This window comes from Paradesulfitobacterium aromaticivorans, assembly GCF_054657415.1.
Map to the genome: position 1 here is coordinate 713,366 of NZ_BAAHYT010000011.1, position 18,133 is coordinate 731,498.

The following is an 18,133-nucleotide window of genomic DNA, read 5'->3' on the forward strand; positions in this document are numbered from 1 at the left end:
AGGCGAGCTTAAAGCTCGCTTTAGCTACTGAACGCCTATTCTTTTGCTTCCTTTAGCGTTAATCCTTTTTCCTGCCAAGATGAGCTGGGGGCAGGAGGAGGTCATGAACATTGCCCATTCCTCCCCTGCCAGTTGGCGAATTTTCGCCACACCTTTAGCCAATCCCGGTTTGCGCTGCCAAACTCCGTGGGAGTCTGAGCCTAGCAGATGTGCTAAGTGCTTGCGCACAAGCATTTGCACAAATTCCTGAGCTTCCGCACCGTGTTCCCCGAGTAAGCTCCCAGCATTTACCTGGGTTAATGCCCCTGATCCAATAAACCGGTCCAGCCATTCGGGGTGAGCGCGCACTTCACGGTAGCGTTCAGGATGTACCAATACGGGAATTATTCCTTGCTCAGTCAGACTGTCAAGACGTTCCTGTACTGTCCCTAATTCCGCGGTAAAAGGAAATTCAATCAGCATATAATTAGTGTTATTTATTGTCGGGATAACATCTGTAGCTGCCAGGCGTGGTATTTCCTCAGTAAGCTGAACTTCCGCAGCCTGGTAAATTTTAAGCTTTAAGTTTTTTTGAGCCAAAATTCCTTTAAACTCATCGATTTTTCTGCTTACCTTGTCTTTGGTGGAATGGTAACGCATGTCAATATAATGCGGGCTTACCACCATTGCGGTCGTGCCCTCGGCTATAGCTGCCTTAGCCATATCCAGACTTTCTTCCCAATAGCAGGCTCCGTCATCTAAACCGGGTAGGATATGGATGTGAAAATCAACCAGCATTCCTTTCTGCATAAACACTCCCCATACTCCTCTAAATACTTATAATATTAAATTAGCTTGTTATTTTATTATATCTTTACGGGGGCTTGACAAGCAACAACTTTTTAACTATAATCTCATCTTTGACAGTTAAAAACTATAAAAAGCTTGAAAGCCCTGTATTTGCAAGGTGTTCAAGCTTTTTTTGTATTTTAAAAAAGTGAGTAATTTTTTTATTTCTTAGTCGTGCTTAGAATTTTTTTCATCTGTGTCTTTTTTATAATCTCGAAATCTGTTCGAAAGCAGAAAGATTCATGCAGAGCATCTGTAAAATCAGTTCTTGTGTAGGTCGGTATATATCCCTCGCCCTTGATCTCATAGAAATTCATTTCTCTCAATCCGTTGACGATTTCACTGCATGTAAACTTATTTCCTAGTTTCTTTTCCAATAATCGATAAATGATGAGGGCCATAAAGCAGGTAGTAAAATGTGCTTTAATTCTATCTTCGCGACTTAAGTACACTGGTCGGGCTTTAAACTCGCTTTTCATGATCCGGAAACATTCTTCAATCTCCCAGCGCCGCTGGTTAATTCGGATGATTTCCTGAGCACTACCTTCGAGGTTCGTGCAAACGGCATAAAATCCGTCATAGGCTTCTTCGGCAACGATGGTTTCGTTATTTAAGGCATAGAGTTCATTGTCGGCTATTTCGCCATCAGACGTACAGCTGGTTTTCTTGATAAAACGTTTATAGTCGTTCTGATTGCTTTTTGAAATTTTAGTCGGATTCGAATCAAGTAATTTCTGAGCACGTTCGATTTGTGAATTACGAATTTGACGTTGATAGTTTTTATACTTGATGGAGTAAGTGACAATAAGTTTTTGTTCTAGGCCATTTTCTTTAATCCAGCGTTCTTTGAAGAAGCATTTGTCTTTATAGGTTTCCTCGTCAAGCTGGGCGATATCATAAGTTTTATCATGATCTGCAAGATGCCAGTCTTTTGAATCAAGAGACCATTCTTTTAAATGCTTTTTTAGTTTTTTAATCGATTGGGTCGTGATAAATGCGCGTTCGCCTTCGTTGTTGAACCTTCTGTTCTTTTCAGAAGCCAGTCCGGCATCTGTACAGACAACAAATTTGGAAAGTTTAAAATCGGAAAGTATTTTTTGCTCTAAGGGTTTAAGCGTAATCTGTTCATTCGTGTTGCCGCTGTTGAGATTAAAAGCAAGAGGAATACCGTCTCCATCCATGAACAGACCCATTTGGATGATAGGGTTCGGTCGGTGTTCTTTTGAAGCGCCATACTGTTTAAGGCCTTCTTCTTGCTCGATTTCAAAGAAATAATTGGTACAGTCATAATAGAGAATACCCGTGTTTCTCTTTGAAATTTTGAGGCTGTTGCTATAAAGAGAAGACTGAATGAAGTCCATTTCTTTGGAAATGACTTCAAGTGCTCTGTACACATGCTGCAATTCAAAGTCAGTTTGTTCAATGAACTTTGAGGAATGCTTGTAGGTAGCGAGTTTGGAAGAAGGAAAAAGGATCCGTCCGTAAAGGAGCCGTGACAGTATAGCATTCAGATCAAAAAAGAACTTATACTTTTTTGATATCTCAGCGGAAACCTTATGAAGATTGAGTTCGTGATAGATCTGCTGGAGAAAAAGATAACCACCGTTGAAGAAGTGTTGTTGATCCTTGGAGATTACTTTAGATGGAGAGTATTTAACGATGACTTCTCGCGATTGCTCTTTCTCTTTTTTGTTAAGGTCTTCTATGTATGATTTAGCCCATTCAATAGGATCTCGCCCATTTAGTTTTTGCTGTAATTCAGCAAGCGTCCCTAACTTTTCAACAACTTTTGTGGAACGCCTACCGTTCTCGTAAATAGATTGTATGACATAAAGCGAAGTAGCATTTTTAGACTTGGATATACTAAGTCGCATAGTAACAATCTCCTCCAATCCCTTACATTATAACACATTACGCTAAATTACGCACTAAGGATTGGAGAAAATTTGACATTTTTCCAATAAAAAAAGCCCTGTTTTCAAGGCTTGTAGAAATTTCTATATAAGCGCAAGTGTCAAAGACCCGCGGTCGTGCCCTCGGCTATAGCTGCCTTAGCCATATCCAGACTTTCTTCCCAATAGCAGGCTCCGTCATCTAAACCGGGTAGGATATGGATGTGAAAATCAACCAGCATTCCTTTCTGCATAAACACTCCCCATACTCCTCTAAATACTTATAATATTAAATTAGCTTGTTATTTTATTATATCTTTACGGGGGCTTGACAAGCAACAACTTTTTAACTATAATTCAAGCTGTCAGGTAAATACACGTGGAATAAGGGGAGTAGCAAGCGGTAGTGATACCGTGGGTAGAGTCGTCAAAACGATCCCTAAAGGATCCGGCCTATCCCAAGCAATGCTGTTGCAAGACCTTGCCCAGAGGGGGTGAGGTCTTTTATTAATTTGTGGATATTCGCATAACACAGTTTTCAAAAGGAAGGCAAGTTTCTTAATTTTGAGGGCAACATGACAGGAATTTTCGGAAAGGAGAGAGAATATGTAAAATAAGATAGTCGGGTGACAGCCGCGGATTGACAAAAGAGCGGACACAATATTTTACCACTATAATTCAAATGGTGAACAAATAAGTTGAAAGGGGAAAGGTACAATGGGTTTATTTAGTAGAGTAAAAGATTTACTGCAAGCAAACATTATGGATATCGTTAATAAAAACGAAGATCCGGAGAAAATGCTAAACTTATATGTGGAGCGGGCCACGGAAGAGGTGCGCAACTTCCAGATTCAGGTTAACCGGGCGGTAGCCGATAAAATTCAACTGGAAGAACGCATCGAAACCTTAGGCAGCGAAATCACACAACGGAGTGAGCAAGCGAAGTTAGCTGTGCAGCAAAACAAGGATGACTTGGCGCGCACCGCTCTTTCTCTCAAAAAAGATGCGGAAGCAAGCTTGCGGGATTACGAGGTTCAGTTAGCCGACCAGGCCAAGGCTGTGACTGATTTGCAGGAGAATTTACGGATTCTGACAGAAAAGCTGGAAAAAGCAAAACTGGAGAGAAATAATCTCGTGATGCGTCAACGCCGGGCTCAGACTATGAAAAAAGCCAATGAGGCGATCTCGGGGGTTTCGACCCGCGATCCTCTGGCTGATATCGACCGCATGAAAGAGCAGGTGGAGAGAGCGGAAGCTGAGGCCAAGGCTTCAAAGACGATGATCTCAACCGGAAATTCGATTGAGGACCAATTTGCAGAACTCGAAAAAAGTAGAGCCAATTCTGAAGTTGAAGACGAACTGGCCAAACTTAAAGCAGAACTTAATAAAGAACAATAAAAAAGTGATTGATACTTTCTATAGTTAGGATTAGAATGAAGAGAGCCTGAAAAAGGCCGCAAGTAGGTGATAACAGTGGGCAAGTGGAGAAAGGGATTCGGGATAACCTTTACAACTTTATTTTTGCTTGCAAGCCAGGCTTCATTTGTGTTGGCTCGTGCAGGCGGAGGCATAGGAGGCAGCCTCGGAGGGAGTGCCGGTCGTTCATTTAGCAGCGGTTCTTTCTCCGGTGGTTCCTTCTCCGGGGGAGGTTTCTCCGGGCGCAGTTTTTCAGGAGGATTCTTCCCGTTTCCATTTTTTATCGGAGGCACAGGTTATACCGGTGGTTCAATTTTCGGGGGACTATTCGGATTCCTCTTTGTAATCCTGATCTTGTACCTGGTCTTTAAGGCCATGCGCGCCTCGCGCAGTTGGCGCGGCAGCAACTTCGGAGGCGGACGGCGCGGGGGTAACTTCGGGGACGGACGCGGTAGTCATTATGGTGGTGGCAACAGTGGTTTTCCGCCGCTTGGTCGCAAGCAAGATACGTGGCAGACCCCGGGGGAGGGTCAAGCTTCCGTTGTCGATATTAGCGGACGTCCTATAACCAATGCTGACAATTTGCGGCGCTTTGCCCAGGCGATATCGTTCACTCGTGATAATATGCTCTACTTTGCCCAGACTTTTCCGCGCTGGGACCGCGCTTATTTAAGCGGGCGGATACGCCAGGTTTTCTTCTGGTTTCAGGATGCCTGGAGTCGGCAGGACCTAAGTGAAGCGCCTGAATATCTGGCACCGGACTTGACTGCTAAATACCGCTCAGATCTTGAGCGCATGAAGATGCGGGGGGAACGCAATCTAATCAAGGAACCCGTGCTTAATCAGGGTGATATTGAGTTTATTGACAGTGACTTAAGCGAAGAAGGAGAGCGCTTTATCGTAATGCTCTCAGCCAGTTTGCTAGACTACACCATAGAGTCCTCGGGGAGGACGATTGCCGGAGACGCGGATAAACGGCTGTACTTTACAGAGTTCTGGGAATTCTCCTGGCAGGGCGATAAGTGGCTATTGACACGTATTTATCAGGAAGATGCACTTGAACTGGCAAAAATAGCCCGTGGGCAAGAGTAGAAGTTTTTCTCTGTTGTTAATCCTGCCGCTTTGGCAGGATTTATTTTTGATTTGTCGAAGTTTTAATTAGACAAGAATTATAATTAGACAAATAGGTGTGTACTAGATATTTTTGACGGAGATGAGCATGAAAGTAGTATTTATTGGTGGCTGTCACTTAGTTGGCAAGCCACACGGGGTGCAGTACGGTTTTGTGCGCAGGCTGTGGAAACGCTGGCGCCAAGGGTCGCGTGATGTCCATTTTGACCTGGTGCCGTATGCAGCACGCTGGGACTCCTTGCTCGAGACTTGCAGGGAAGTCCTGGCGCGCTTTCCGGATTTGATTATTGTCAACATCCAGGCTGCTTTAGTGTTGCCTACTTGGGATCGCACGCTCAGGCGTTTGGGTTTTGGTGGGGAAAGCAAGGCAGAAGAACCGGCTTTAAATTGGTTTGCCCCCACAGCCTGGAAACCGGCTAGCCAGGGCAAGGCGTACTGGATTGCCAAAAGGGCAGGAATTTTACTTTTGGGGGGACACCGGGAAAACTGGTCCCATATCGAGCAAACTTGGCAGGAGATAAGCATTCTCTTGAAGCAAAGCCCGGCTAGGGTTATTGTGCTTACCCCCACGCCCGCGAATCCGGAGTTTTTTGTGCGGGGGCAGGATAATTTAGAGCGTGTACGTCAATTGCTCTTAAGATTTTCTGACTGCTACGAGGTCTGCGATATTTACCCTGAATTGCTCACTATGGGTAATGAGGCTTTATGGTTGGACGGGCAGCATATCAGTGTTGCCGGACACACTGTTATTGAAGAGAAGCTATGGTCTACTCTTAACGGGAAGGATGGACTAATGTGACTGCGGGGATAAAAACTGAAGGCATCAACAGAGTAGGAGATTTTATTGCCCACATTTGTGATGAATTTCCCGAACATTTTATTTTCCGGGATTACAGCCGGGGAGAGAGATACACTTACACTGAATGGGGGCAAGATGGGGATATCCTGGCCCGCGAACTCCAGGCTCAAGGATTTGAGCCCGGAGACTTTGTCTTAATGCGTTTTGGCAATAACTATGGGTATTTAGCGGCCTACGGAGGAATCTCCAGGGCTGAGGGGGTTGCGGCTCCTGTAGCGCTCAGACTCACGGGCCGTGAACTGGCGCGCGTCCTGGATTTGGTTAAGCCGAAATGGTATCTTACTGATTTGCCTGAGTGGGAGGAGTCCAGGGAAGCTGTGGCCGCATCCACGGTCGCCCACATTGGGCTCTGGACCGGCACCGGATGGGAGTGGAAGAATAACGACCCTTGCAGGGAAGCCCGCCGTCCTGATCTAGGGCTGGCTCACTTGCGTTTTACTTCCGGTTCTCAGGGTGAGCCGAAAGCAGTAGCTTTGACCCAGGCCAACATGTTGTGCCGAGTCGGGTGTCCTGGGCATTACGCCGCAGCCGGAGATGTTTTTTTCCTGGGGATACCGTTCGTATTTAGGCCTGACCGCCTGATCTTGGCTTTAAGCGTAGGGGCAGAAATTGTGGTGGAAGAGAGCGTGCATCCGCGGCAGATTGTGCGCTGCTGGCAGGAAACCGGGGTGACTTTTGCCTGGCTGGTTCCGACTTTAATCGGGTTGCTGATTCAGCTTGAGGAGCAGGAGATCTCGGAGAATCTGGCCTTAAGAGGGATCAATACCGGAGGAGCCTACCTTTACCGCCAGTGGGAAGAAAAATTTGAAAGTTTGTTCCACGTCCCTGTCTATCAGCAGTACGGTTTGTCTGAGGGATGTGTGGCTTTTGAGAACCCATTAATTAAAAAGACAGGGTCCGTAGGTCGGCCTGCTCCCTTGGTGGAAGCCAAGATTTGCGATTCCCTGGGACGGGAATTGCCATATGGTCAGATTGGGGAGTTATGGTACCGCGGAGCCAATGTGATGCGGGGGTATTTGGACAGGCCGGATCTGACGGCGGCTGCCCTGCGTGACGGCTGGCTCAGAACCGGGGATTTAGCGCGCTTTGACCGAGATCGATATTTGTTTATTGAGGGCCGGATTAAAGACCTTATCCATTCGGGGGGGCTCAAGTTTTCCCCGCGTGAGGTGGAAGATGTTCTGCTTTCATACCCCGGAATTAAAGAGGCTGCAGTTGTAGGAGTACCTCATCAGACTAAGGGAGAAGTGAGCAAAGCGTATTTTGTAGCTAACCGCAGCATACGCCAGACTGAGCTTCGGGAGTTCTGCCGCCAGCATTTGGCCGATTATAAGATTCCGCGCGCATGGGAACAGGTCGAGAGTTTACCTAAGCTTTCAAGCGGGAAAATTGCCCGCCGCTCGGTGGGCCAGAGATGAAAATCGCCCTGATCACGGCGCAACTGAGTATTGGCGGGGCGGAAAAAATGCTCTATCATTTGGCTCTGGGTTTGCATCAGCGCGGGCACAAAGTAACCGTGATCGCAGCTGCTGGGATTTATGGCACTAAACTTCGGGAAGCGGGTCTTGAGGTCATTAAGCTGCCGCTCTCATCTAAGTGGAAATGGTTGCTCCCTGCAGTCTGGCTCAGGCTCTACCGCCTCATGCGCCGTGAAAACTTCGATATTGTGCATGTGCACACGGCTCCGTTGGCATTTTTCGTGCGCGCACTTCAACGCCTGGGCCGCATCCGTGCCAGGACTGTGCTCACCCTGCACGGGAGCCCGGCCTGGAAGCTTAAGTTAACACGAATTTGGCTCAAAGTTCTCAAAGTTAAGCGCTGTGCAGTTTCTCCCGCACTTGCGCAGATGGTAGAAGCCCGCTATATTCCCAATGCTGTGGAACTTGAGGGTGGGAAAGTAGAGGACAGGCAAGCTAATGAGATATGCCACACTAGTGAAAATAGCGAGCTAAAGATTAAGATAAAAGATAAAAGAGAGACAGAGATTGCAGTCGGGATCGTGGCCCGCTTAGTTCCGGAAAAAGGGTTGGATCTGTGGCTTAAGGCGGTGCGCAACCTTGCGCACGAGGGAATTGAGATTAAGACTTTAATTGCCGGGGACGGACCAGAGCGTACTAGGCTGGAAAAAGAAAGCCTAACTTGCGCTCAGGAGATAATATTTTGCGGTTGGCTCAGTGATCCTTGGCAGGTGATGGCTGGGGCCGAGCTGATGGTCCTTCCTTCCCGGCGGGAAGGAGAACCTCTAGCTCTGTTAGAAGGAATGGCCAGAGGCAAGCCTGTCCTGGCAACCGGTGTGGGCGGAGTTCCTCCCTTGTTGGAAGGAGGAGCGGGGATATTGGTTGAACCATCAGTTGCAGGACTGGTGCGCGGGGTTAGAGAGTATTTAGCTTTAACTCCGTCTCAGAAGGAAGCTATGCTATCCCAGGCCCGCACAAGAATTGCGGAGCGTACGTGGGACAACTGCCTTGATCAGTATGAACAGGTGTATGCGGATGTATCTGGATAGCAGAGGTAATAACAGGGGCGTGGAGAACATGGAAGAAAGGCTTATTATACTTTATAGCTGCAGCCTGGAAGAGGGGCTGGAGCGCAGTCTGACTGCAGAGTATTACCCATGTGCCTTGCGCCAGGCTCTGTCTGAGGGTGAATTAGATGAATTGATTCAGGGGCACAAGGTAATCCTATTAGTCTTAGGCCGGGATTTGACCCTTGTGGAAAGGGAAAAGGCACTGCTAACGGCTTTAAAACTTGAGATCAGGACTGCTGTTATTCCTGGTGCGTATGAGTCCCTCCTGGCAGAGCCTGTTACGATCGGGGATATTCCTTTAGTATTTTTTCCTGCTATCAGACCCGAACACAGGGAGCGCTGGCAGTGGCTTCACAGGGCATCGGCCCTGCTATTGTTATTGCTCACATCCCCTCTGTTAGTGGTAATAGCGATAATTATCCGCCTGGATTCCAGGGGGCCTGTTTTTTACTGGCAGGAACGGGTTGGGCACAAGGGCAAGACTTTTGCGCTCTGGAAATTTAGAACGATGGTTACAGATGCAGAAGCACAAAGTGGACCGGTGTTCTGTCAAGAGGATGATCAACGCATCACCAGGGTTGGACGCTTCCTACGCCACACGCATTTAGACGAATTACCACAGCTTTTAAATATTGTACGCGGGGAAATGAAGTGGGTAGGCCCACGGCCGGAGCGCCCGGCTTTTGTGCGTAAATTCCGGAAGTATCTCCCTGCTTACGAATTGCGCCATCTCATTCCTCCCGGGCTTACGGGCCAGGCCCAAATCCGGGTGGGATATGACGCAAGCCCCGAAGCTAAGCTCTCTTATGATCTTCAGCATTTGCGCCGTCAAGGATTGTGGGAAGAAACCCGGGTTTTGCTGGCAACTATTCCGTCCATACTCCACAGAAAGGGTCGTTAACTTGAAGATTCTCCATGTAATCACGCGTTCGGAATGGGGCGGAGCGCAAAAGATCGTGTATCAGTTGGCTGTGGCTCAGCGTAATCTTGGTCACACTGTGACTGTGATGTGCGGGGAACAGGGGCGATTGGCAGCAGAGCTTAAGAAGTCGGGTATAAATGTGCGTTCGAACCAGTTCTTGCACAGAGGAATAGGGCTGGACGATATGCGTGCGGGCTTGGTTCTCTGGCGTGAACTGGGGCAAGGTTATGATGTGGTGCATGCCCATTCGAGCAAGGCAGGGGCGCTCGTACGCTTGCTTGCACGGTGGAAACACCTCCCTGTTTGTTTTACAGTACATGGATTTGGGGTAAGCCCGGATCACCCCCGCTGGCAAAGGACCTTCTACCATTGGGTTGAAAGTCGACTGGCGCGATTGACGAGCGCTTTAGTCTTTGTGAGTGCAGCGGATTTGGAGGAAGGTAGAACACAGGGGTGGTTTTGGCATGGTTCAGGTGTGGTCAGAGTTGTGCCTAACGGAGTTTCAGTGGAGCCTCAGAGGGAAAAGGATCAGGCGGAGATTGAGAAGTTAAGGGAGTCCTTGGGAATCCCCCCTGATGCGTATGTGATTGGGAATTTGGCCCGCGTGGCCTGGATCAAGAACCCTGAGTTTTGGCTCAAGGTCGCTCTCAATTTCCTTGAGTGTTGGGGGGAAAATGTTGAAACATTCTTTGTCTGGTTTGGCGCGGGAGATCAGAGCCAGCTAAGGCAATTGAACACGGCCTTTCCGGGCAGGATTCTCTTTGCTGGAGAGACTAAGGATATTGAGAAAGCTTTAGGGTGCATAGATGTGTTGTTTCTAAGTTCCCGCTCGGAAGGGATGCCGTTAGCTGTTCTTGAAAGCATGAGCCATAAAATCCCGATCGTGGCTCCGGCACTGCCAGGGCTGGTGAAAATGTTTGATGAAGATCCATGTGCATTCTTATATAAAATAGGGGACGCTAGGCAAGCGGAAACCGCTCTTCACCGTCTAAGTGAGAACGAATTGCGCCACCGGATGGGAGAGGGCTGTTACGCCAAATGCCTTCGGGAATACTCTTTGATGAACATGATTGATGCATACGAACAAATCTACCGGGAAATAAGGGCTGATGACGGAGTCCGGGCCCTGGCTTAAAGCAGTAGAAGTCAGAAGGGAAGGAATAAGAGTGCGTGTAGTAGTGACAGGAGGGGCCGGATTCATCGGCAGTCATACAGTGAATTATTTAGTGGATTCCGGGGATGAGGTTTTGGTAGTGGACGACTTTAGTGTCGGCCATGTCAGACCGCCTGCACCGGCACGCTTGCTCAAGGCCGACATTTTTTCTGAACAAGTGGCTGAAGCCTTGTCCAGGTTTAAGCCCCAGGCCGTGATCCACTTAGCCGCCCGCGTTGATGTGGAGGCTTCCTGGGAATGTCCGCAAGAAGACTTAAGAATTAACGTGGAAGGAACCCTGCGATTACTGGAGTTATGCCGGTCTTTAGGACAGGTGCGCTTTGTGTTTGCCTCATCGGCAGCTGTGTACGGGGCCAATCCCGGAGTTGTGCGGGAGCACGAAGCTCCTGAACCCTGTTCACCCTACGGGTTAGGGAAGATGACAGCCGAGAGGTATTTGGATCTGTGGGGCAGCCGCTGGGAAATACCGTGGGTGGCTTTGCGTTATGCCAATGTTTATGGTCCTTATCCCAATGACACGAATCCCAAAGGTGTGTGCCGTGTTTTTGCTAACCGGATAGAAAACAGGCTCCCCCTGCTGATCAACGGCAGAGGAAGCCAAAGCAGGGATTTTGTGTCTGTGTATGATGTGGCAAGGGCTAATTATTTGGCTTGCCACAGTGATCTTTTCGGGGAAATTCTCAATATTTCTAGCGGTCGGGCCCACACGATTCTTGATGTGGTGGAGAATCTTAAGGAAGCGAGCGCAAGACAGCTGGAAATTATATTTGCCCCTGAGGGCGCGGTTGGGGTTGCCAAAAGTGTTCTCTCGCCGGTCCGTGCCATGGCACTACTTGAGTGGGAGCCGGAATGGAGTCTGCAGGAAGGCTTGTTTGATCTGTGGTCCAAAGTTTACCAGGAGCAGCGCACGGTAAGCGGGGTCTGTGCAGGGTAAATGGTCGAGCATCCTATCGTAGTGCATATATCCAGACCTGTAGGACGCTCAACTGTAGAGAACGAAAAAACACCGAACAGCCGTTGAGGCATGGTTTCGGTGTTTTTTTGGTTCTGGCATTGCGGGAAGTTCGAACGCAAATTAAGCGACTTTTTAGCGGGACATTAACTAGCTGCGTATCACAGGCACACCGCTTAAGGTATCTTTAACCGGACAAATACTTTCAATGTGAGCTAGCAGTTCAGCCACGTTTTCCTGGGGGGAGGGGGAATCGACAATAATCCGATACCGGATTTTCTGAAAGCCAGGCCGTACGGATTTGTTCTTTCCCATAAACCCGTCCGGGTCTAAATCTCCTTCAACTTCGATGCGGACGTCCTTAAGCATTACATCATGTTGCGCGGCAAAAGATGTTGCCAGAATATTTAAGCACCCTCCCAAGGCAGCTAATACGAGTTCTACGGGGTTTGGCCCCCGATCGGTTCCGCCAAGTTGCTCCGGTTCGTCGATCATTATTTTCTTCCCTCTAATATCGGCAACGCAGCGCACGCTTTCATGTTCCCAGGTGACACTGGATTGAAATTTGGTAAGCGACATGACAGTTCCCCCTCAGAAAATTGATTCTTGGACGCTATACATCTATAGGTTGTACGTATAGGCTAAAATAATGCATACAAATGACACTTTTATAGCAAAAAATAATATAATATTTCGATATTGATAATGGATTAGTGTATGATTAAGTTGAGTTTATGGTTAGCAGATCAATCAGGTGAGAAACACTGATTTTTGAATAAATTTCTCTCTGCAGATAAGAAGGTTTTTGCTGACACAATGAATGTCTTAGAGGAGGAGCGAGAATGATCTATCTTGATAATGCGGCTACGACTTGGCCAAAACCGCCTGAGGTCCAACAGAGTATGATCGAAGCCTTGAACTTGGGCGGGAATGCCGGGCGGGGCGGGCATAGCGCGTCTGTGCAGGCCCAGCGTCTTTTGCATCAGGTCAGGGAAGACTTATGCGAGTTTTTGGGGACGGACGACCCGACTCAGGTGATTTTCACGCACAATGCCACTCATGCCTTGAATCAGGCTCTTTTCGGTCTGCTCCAGCCGGGGGATCATGTCATCACTTCTTCCCTGGAACATAATGCGGTGACAAGGCCGCTTAAGGTGTTGGCCGACCAGGGAGTTGAAGTGACGGAGATCCTCGTAGTTCCGGAACAGGAATTTCCGTGGGCTGAGTACGAACAGGCATTCAGGAAAAACACTAAATTAGTTGTGACTTTACACGCTTCCAATGTCACCGGAACCTTGCTGCCAATTGAACGCATAGGCAGGATAGCACGAAGGCATGGGGCTTTTTATCTTCTTGATGCTTCTCAAACTGCCGGTGTCTTCCCGCTTGACTTGGGGCACGTTCCGCTTGACTTGCTGGCGTTTCCGGGCCATAAAGGTTTGCTGGGGCCGCAGGGTACCGGAGGGCTAATCTTAAAACCTTATGTAAAGCTGAAGCCACTCCTTTATGGGGGAACAGGCAGTCTGTCCGAATCGGATGAGCAGCCGGATTTTTTGCCAGATGCTTTAGAAAGTGGAACTTTAAATGGGGCAGGGATTGCGGGCTTAGGTGCGGGCTTGCGTTATCTAAAGGCCCAGGGTCTGGATAAGATCCGGCACCAAGAGCAAACTCTGTGCCGACGCTTGACTCAAGGATTGCTGGAAATTCCGGAATTAACCCTTTACGGCGGTACGGACGCCAGCGCCAAAGCCCCGATCGTTTCTTTTAATATTGGGGATCTTGACTCAACTTTTGTCGCCTTTACTCTTGAACAAACGGCCGGAATTGTCGCCCGCGCGGGGCTGCACTGTGCGCCTCATGCTCACAGAACACTCGGAACTATGGAGCAGGGAGTTGTGCGCTTAAGCCCGTCGCATTTTACGACTGAGGAAGAGATAGACCGGACGATCGATGCTGTGAAAATGGTGGCTCGGGATCTTGCCTAAATTCCGAATGAACGCAGAAGATTCTAAGAAAGTAGAGGACTCCAAAATAATAGGTACCCCCAAAGCATGCTTAGGGGGTACCTGCGGTTTGATCGAGTGTTTTCATTATCTTTAATACGATGTTTACTTCTAACTTTTAGAGCATTTGTGCTCAGTTTGTTAGTTGCTCGAGGTTGAACTGCCGGCAGCCGGCGGAACGGCAAATTGCCCTTGTCCGCCGAAGCGGCCACCGCGCATTCCACCCATTCCCGTTCCGGGTGCAAATTGGCCGGGAGTGATGGTTCCGTTTTTAACAGCCTCATTATACTGATCGAGGCGCTGTTGGTGCAATTGATTCATAGCATCGATCTGCTCCTGGGTCAAAGGCTGGCCACCGTTCATGCCCATGCCCCCGTGACCGCCGCGCATCCCCATATTGGGAACAATGCCATTGTCTAAAGCCTGGCTGTTATACTGGGTTTTTTGATCGATGTTGCTCTTAATACTGGTGGCCTGATCGGCGGTAATCATGCCTGCCTCAGCTTCTTTGTCAGCGATTTGTTTTTGAAGGTTGAACATTTGCTGGTACAGTCCTTTGATTTCGCTCAGTTTGTCAGGATCAGTTGCTCCGAGAACGGCGCTGGCACCGCCTACGAGCAGGGCTACCGTAAGTATACCCGCAGCTAATCTTTTTTTCATGGTTTGAGACCTCCTTAAAATTTTTGCTCCGGATTTTTAATTTTTCTCACCCGGGACAATTATAGAATACCCTAGACTTATGACTAGAGTATGGCGAAATTTTGAAGAATTTATGAACTCTTGAATTACCCGCTAAGCACGTATTCGTAAAAGAAATTTCTACTTATCTAAAGTTGTGCTAAAATAGTAGGGGATAACTAGGCGCATATTAGTGTAACATATAGCCTAGTATCCAAAGAGAATGCAGTCAAGGGTACTTCCTAAATTGATGACAAGGTTAACGCAGAATGGCGAAAGGTGAGAAAGCCTGTGTCTATCCTGTCAAACTTAACCAATGGCAGTAGACTTAATCCCGAAAACATCTTGGGATTGCTCCAGGAGATGAATCACGAAAAAAACCTAGAAGAGGGCTTAAAAGTAGTTACTCGCCGCAGCCTGGATATATTTAATTCTGCCATGGCCGGAATTTGGCTGTGGCGGGATGAGGAGTTTCAATCCCTGGCTAATAGCGCCCGGGATAATGAGCAAGAGCACTTTTTGAATGACACGATCTTCCCGGCTGATTTCAGGATGTTTGAAAAAGATGGGCTGGGGGCACAGGAATGCTTGCAGAGGAAGATGATTCTTCAGGATATCGGCCGGATCAGTGATACTCCTGATGGTTTTACCGGACCTTTTAATAGCTGGAAGGAAAAACTGCTTGAATTTGGGATCAAACGGCTGCTATGTGTGCCACTCCTGCATTTTGGACAGTTGTTAGGTGTTTTGACCCTTTTTAGTTCAGAAAATGATTCTTTCGATGAGCTGAGTGTCCGCTGGCTTAACCAACTTATACCTTTAATATCTTCTTCTGTGTATGAGCAGCAGCTGCTCTTGGCGGCTTGGGATAAAGAGCAGGCTTTAACTCTGCTCTTGCGCGGGACGGAGATTTTAGTCCAGGCAGATTCTGAGGAACAGCTCCTTACCGAGGCAGGTGAAATGGCCATGGAAATTCTCTACCTCGAAGCAGGCTTTTTCTTAATGCAGGATGGGTATAAGTGGCAAGTACGCGCTCCTTTCGGCAGGCTTAAGCATAATGAAACCAACTGGACGGATGAAGTTCTGAAGCTTGTTAATTCCTCCGAAAGTTATGTTCCCCAGCAAAATTTCACGTTGCGTTCTTTTGGGGAGGATAGTGCCAGTGAAAGGTTCCCATTCCAGTGGAAGAAAATCCTGATTGAGCCTTTACGTACGCATTCGGGAGTTGTGGGCGAACTCTGGCTTATGGATTCGCGGGCTAAGGCTCTGGAACAGCGCCAGGAGATTCTTGGGGCTTTCGTGCGCGGTTTAGGGGTTGCCTTGGAGACTATCCGTCAGCGCCGAGAATTAGAGCGGCTGGCATCTACTGACCGCTTGACTGGAATTCTTAACCGCCAGGGGTTTGAGCAGCGCATTCACGAGGAAATGGCTGGAACCTCCCGCCGTAACTCCAGTTTTGTCTTTCTCATTCTCGATCTCGACGGGTTCAAACATTTAAACGATACCAAAGGGCATCCGGTAGGAGATGACGCTTTGCGCAAACTCGCGCAAAATCTGCGTTTATCAGTGCGGGAAGAGGATATCGTGGCCCGCACTGGTGGGGATGAGTTCACCTTGGTGCTCACGGATCTTAAGAAAAGTACTGGTACAATCGACATCATCGAAAGATTGAGGGAGAATATGGGCCTTGAAGAGTACGGTTTGGGAGTAAGCATTGGGGTTGCGGAATTTCCCAGGGAAACAAGTACTTATGAAGGGCTTTACCGCTTGGCTGACCAACGGTTGTACGAAGGGAAGAACAGCGGTAAAGGCAAGATTGTAACCGGGGAATAACAGTAGAGGTACGAGTAAAAGGTACGTTTGGATTTCCCGAGAAAGCCGTAACAGATTCTTGCTTTTTGCATTTTCCCGTGCTAAACTTGAACTAAAGTTATATTCTCTCATCTTTGACAGTTAAAGATTACAAAAAGCTTGGAAACGTTGTACCCACGGCACTTCCAAGCTTTTTTGCGATTTAAAAAAGTGAGTAATATTTTCTATCCTTTTGTCGCACGAAAAATATTTTTCATCTGTTTATTTTTTATTATCTCGTAGTCAGTTCTGAAGCCAAAAGTTCCATGTAAGGCATCGGTAAAATCGGTTCTCGTATAAACGGGTATATATCCCTCATCCTTGACCTTGTAGAAATTCATGTCCCTTAGCCCGTTAATGATCTCACTGCAGGTAAATTTACTATTCAGTTTCTTTTCCAGTAATCGGTAGATAATAAGCGAAATGAAGCAGGTAGTAAAATGGGCCTTAATTCTATCTTCGCGACTCAAATATACGGGTCGCGCTCTGAATTCGCTTTTCATAATCCGGAAGCATTCTTCAATCTCCCAGCGCTGTTGATTAATCCGGATAATCTCCTGCGCACAGCCTTCAAGGTTCGTGCAAACGGCATAAAATCCATCATAGACCTCTTCGGCAGAAATAGATTCGGTGTTTAGTGCATAAATTTCATTGCTTGCTACTTCGCCGTCAGATGTGCAACTGGTTTTCTTGATGAAGCGTTTATAGTCATTCTGATTATTCTTTGAGATTTTGGTGGGATTAGTATCGATTACCTTTTGAGCGCGTTCGATTTGCGAGTTGCGAATTTGACGTTGGTAATTTTTGTACTTAACGGAATAAGTGACAATGAGCTTTTGTTCCAGATCATCTTCTTTAATCCAGCGTTCTTTGTAAAAGTATTTGTCCCAGCAGCTTTCTTCATCAAGTTTAGTGATATCGTAAGTTTTATCATGATCCGTAAGATGCCAACCCTCTGGATCGAGTGCCCATTCCCTTAAATGTTTTTTCAGTTTTTTAATCGATTGGGTTGTGATAAATGCTCGCTGGCCCTCGTCGTTAAATTTTCTATTCCTCACGGAAGCCAGGCCGGCGTCCGTGCAAACAACAAATTTAGAAAGTTTAAAATCGGTAAGAATTTTTTCTTCCAGAGGTTTAAGTGTTACTTGCTCATTAGTATTGCCACTATTTAAGCTAAAAGCAAGGGGAATGCCGTCCCCATCCATGAACAGACCCATTTGAATGATGGGGTTAGGCCGGTGTTCTTTTGAGGCACCATACTGTTTAAGGCCGTCCTCCTGTTCGATCTCAAAGAAATAATTAGTGCAGTCATAATAGAGGATGCTTGTATTTCTTTTAGAGATCCTAAGACTGTTGTGATAAAGAGAAGACTGTATAAAATCCATTTCCTTAGAAATGACCTCAAGCGCCCTATAAACATGCTGTAGTTCAAAACCGGGTTGCTCAATGAACCTTGAGGAATGCAGATATGTAGAGAGCTTGGAGGAAGGGAAAAGGATCCGTCCGTATAGGAGCCGTGACAAAATAGCATTCAGATCAAAGGAAAACTTATGTCTTTTTGATATCTCAGCAGAAACCTTATGGAGATTAAGTTCATGATAGACCTGCTGCAGAAAAAGATAACCGCCGTTAAACAGGTGCTGATGGTCTTTAGAAATTACTTTAGAAGGTGAATATTTGACTATGATTTCACGCGACTGCTCTTTTTCTTTTTTATTAAGCTCCTCGATGTATGACTTGGCCCATTCAATGGGGTCATGCCCATTTAGTTTCTTTTGTAACTCGGCAATCGTACCTAACTTCTCAACAACTTTAGTAGAACGCCTACCGTTCTCATAAACAGATTGTATGACATAAAGCGAGATGGCATTTTTGGACTTTGATACGCTCAGCCTCATGA

The 18,133-nt window shown here is 47.2% G+C and carries 16 protein-coding genes; 10 read left to right on the forward strand and 6 right to left on the reverse strand.

All coding sequences use genetic code 11. From position 1 onward, the window contains the following. Nucleotides 1–24: 24 nt before the first annotated feature. From ACYQ2N_RS20275 to ACYQ2N_RS20285, 3 genes are all read right to left on the reverse strand, one after another. Nucleotides 25–789, reverse strand: a complete 765-nt coding sequence (locus ACYQ2N_RS20275; RefSeq protein WP_460001766.1) for a tyrosine-protein phosphatase — start codon at nt 787–789, stop codon at nt 25–27. A gap of 200 nt (nt 790–989) precedes the next feature. After that, nucleotides 990–2,702, reverse strand: coding sequence for an IS1634 family transposase (locus ACYQ2N_RS20280; RefSeq protein WP_459996793.1), 1,713 nt, complete (start codon nt 2,700–2,702; stop codon nt 990–992). A 140-nt stretch (nt 2,703–2,842) separates the two neighbouring features. Then, the gene (locus ACYQ2N_RS20285) at nt 2,843–2,974 is read right to left on the reverse strand and encodes a CpsB/CapC family capsule biosynthesis tyrosine phosphatase (RefSeq protein WP_460001767.1); all 132 of its coding nucleotides are present in this window, start codon (nt 2,972–2,974) and stop codon (nt 2,843–2,845) included. 463 nt (nt 2,975–3,437) lie between these two features. Here ACYQ2N_RS20285 and ACYQ2N_RS20290 point away from each other — a divergent pair, with 463 nt between their 5' ends. From ACYQ2N_RS20290 to ACYQ2N_RS20325, 8 genes are all read left to right on the forward strand, one after another. Beyond that, the gene (locus ACYQ2N_RS20290; protein ID WP_460001241.1) at nt 3,438–4,118 is read left to right on the forward strand and encodes a PspA/IM30 family protein; all 681 of its coding nucleotides are present in this window, start codon (nt 3,438–3,440) and stop codon (nt 4,116–4,118) included. 75 nt (nt 4,119–4,193) lie between these two features. Then, complete coding sequence (locus tag ACYQ2N_RS20295) at nt 4,194–5,228, forward strand: TIM44-like domain-containing protein (protein WP_460001243.1); 1,035 nt, start codon at nt 4,194–4,196, stop codon at nt 5,226–5,228. A gap of 127 nt (nt 5,229–5,355) precedes the next feature. After that, on the forward strand, nt 5,356–6,066 hold the full coding sequence (locus tag ACYQ2N_RS20300; protein WP_460001244.1) for an SGNH/GDSL hydrolase family protein: 711 nt from the start codon (nt 5,356–5,358) through the stop codon (nt 6,064–6,066). Beyond that, nucleotides 6,063–7,544, forward strand: a complete 1,482-nt coding sequence (locus tag ACYQ2N_RS20305) for a class I adenylate-forming enzyme family protein (protein WP_460001245.1) — start codon at nt 6,063–6,065, stop codon at nt 7,542–7,544. Before ACYQ2N_RS20300 ends, ACYQ2N_RS20305 begins: the two co-directional genes overlap by 4 nt. Further along, entirely contained in the window at nt 7,541–8,632 is a 1,092-nt protein-coding gene (locus tag ACYQ2N_RS20310; protein WP_460001246.1) for a glycosyltransferase family 4 protein, read from the forward strand. Before ACYQ2N_RS20305 ends, ACYQ2N_RS20310 begins: the two co-directional genes overlap by 4 nt. 28 nt (nt 8,633–8,660) lie before the next feature. Beyond that, on the forward strand, nt 8,661–9,554 hold the full coding sequence (locus ACYQ2N_RS20315) for a sugar transferase (protein ID WP_460001247.1): 894 nt from the start codon (nt 8,661–8,663) through the stop codon (nt 9,552–9,554). A gap of 1 nt (nt 9,555) precedes the next feature. Then, nucleotides 9,556–10,710, forward strand: a complete 1,155-nt coding sequence (locus ACYQ2N_RS20320) for a glycosyltransferase (RefSeq protein WP_460001248.1) — start codon at nt 9,556–9,558, stop codon at nt 10,708–10,710. After that, nucleotides 10,685–11,683: an NAD-dependent epimerase/dehydratase family protein gene (locus tag ACYQ2N_RS20325; protein WP_460001249.1), complete on the forward strand. Its 999-nt coding sequence runs from the start codon at nt 10,685–10,687 to the stop codon at nt 11,681–11,683. The genes ACYQ2N_RS20320 and ACYQ2N_RS20325 overlap by 26 nt, the downstream gene beginning before the upstream one ends. Nucleotides 11,684–11,851: 168 nt before the next feature. On the opposite strand, the gene ACYQ2N_RS20330 is transcribed toward ACYQ2N_RS20325, so the two are convergent. Beyond that, nucleotides 11,852–12,280: an OsmC family protein gene (locus ACYQ2N_RS20330; RefSeq protein WP_460001250.1), complete on the reverse strand. Its 429-nt coding sequence runs from the start codon at nt 12,278–12,280 to the stop codon at nt 11,852–11,854. Nucleotides 12,281–12,543: 263 nt separating this feature from the next. On the opposite strand from ACYQ2N_RS20330, the gene ACYQ2N_RS20335 reads away from it, so the two are divergent. Continuing rightward, the gene (locus ACYQ2N_RS20335) at nt 12,544–13,686 is read left to right on the forward strand and encodes an aminotransferase class V-fold PLP-dependent enzyme (RefSeq protein WP_460001251.1); all 1,143 of its coding nucleotides are present in this window, start codon (nt 12,544–12,546) and stop codon (nt 13,684–13,686) included. Nucleotides 13,687–13,845: 159 nt separating this feature from the next. Here the strand turns inward: ACYQ2N_RS20335 and ACYQ2N_RS20340 are convergent, their stop codons facing one another. Further along, nucleotides 13,846–14,364, reverse strand: a complete 519-nt coding sequence (locus ACYQ2N_RS20340; protein ID WP_460001252.1) for a DUF2680 domain-containing protein — start codon at nt 14,362–14,364, stop codon at nt 13,846–13,848. Nucleotides 14,365–14,673: 309 nt separating this feature from the next. Here ACYQ2N_RS20340 and ACYQ2N_RS20345 point away from each other — a divergent pair, with 309 nt between their 5' ends. Beyond that, entirely contained in the window at nt 14,674–16,215 is a 1,542-nt protein-coding gene (locus tag ACYQ2N_RS20345) for a sensor domain-containing diguanylate cyclase (protein WP_460001253.1), read from the forward strand. Between the two features lie 203 nt (nt 16,216–16,418). Here the strand turns inward: ACYQ2N_RS20345 and ACYQ2N_RS20350 are convergent, their stop codons facing one another. Further along, the gene (locus ACYQ2N_RS20350; protein WP_459999695.1) at nt 16,419–18,131 is read right to left on the reverse strand and encodes an IS1634 family transposase; all 1,713 of its coding nucleotides are present in this window, start codon (nt 18,129–18,131) and stop codon (nt 16,419–16,421) included. Nucleotides 18,132–18,133: the final 2 nt, after the last annotated feature.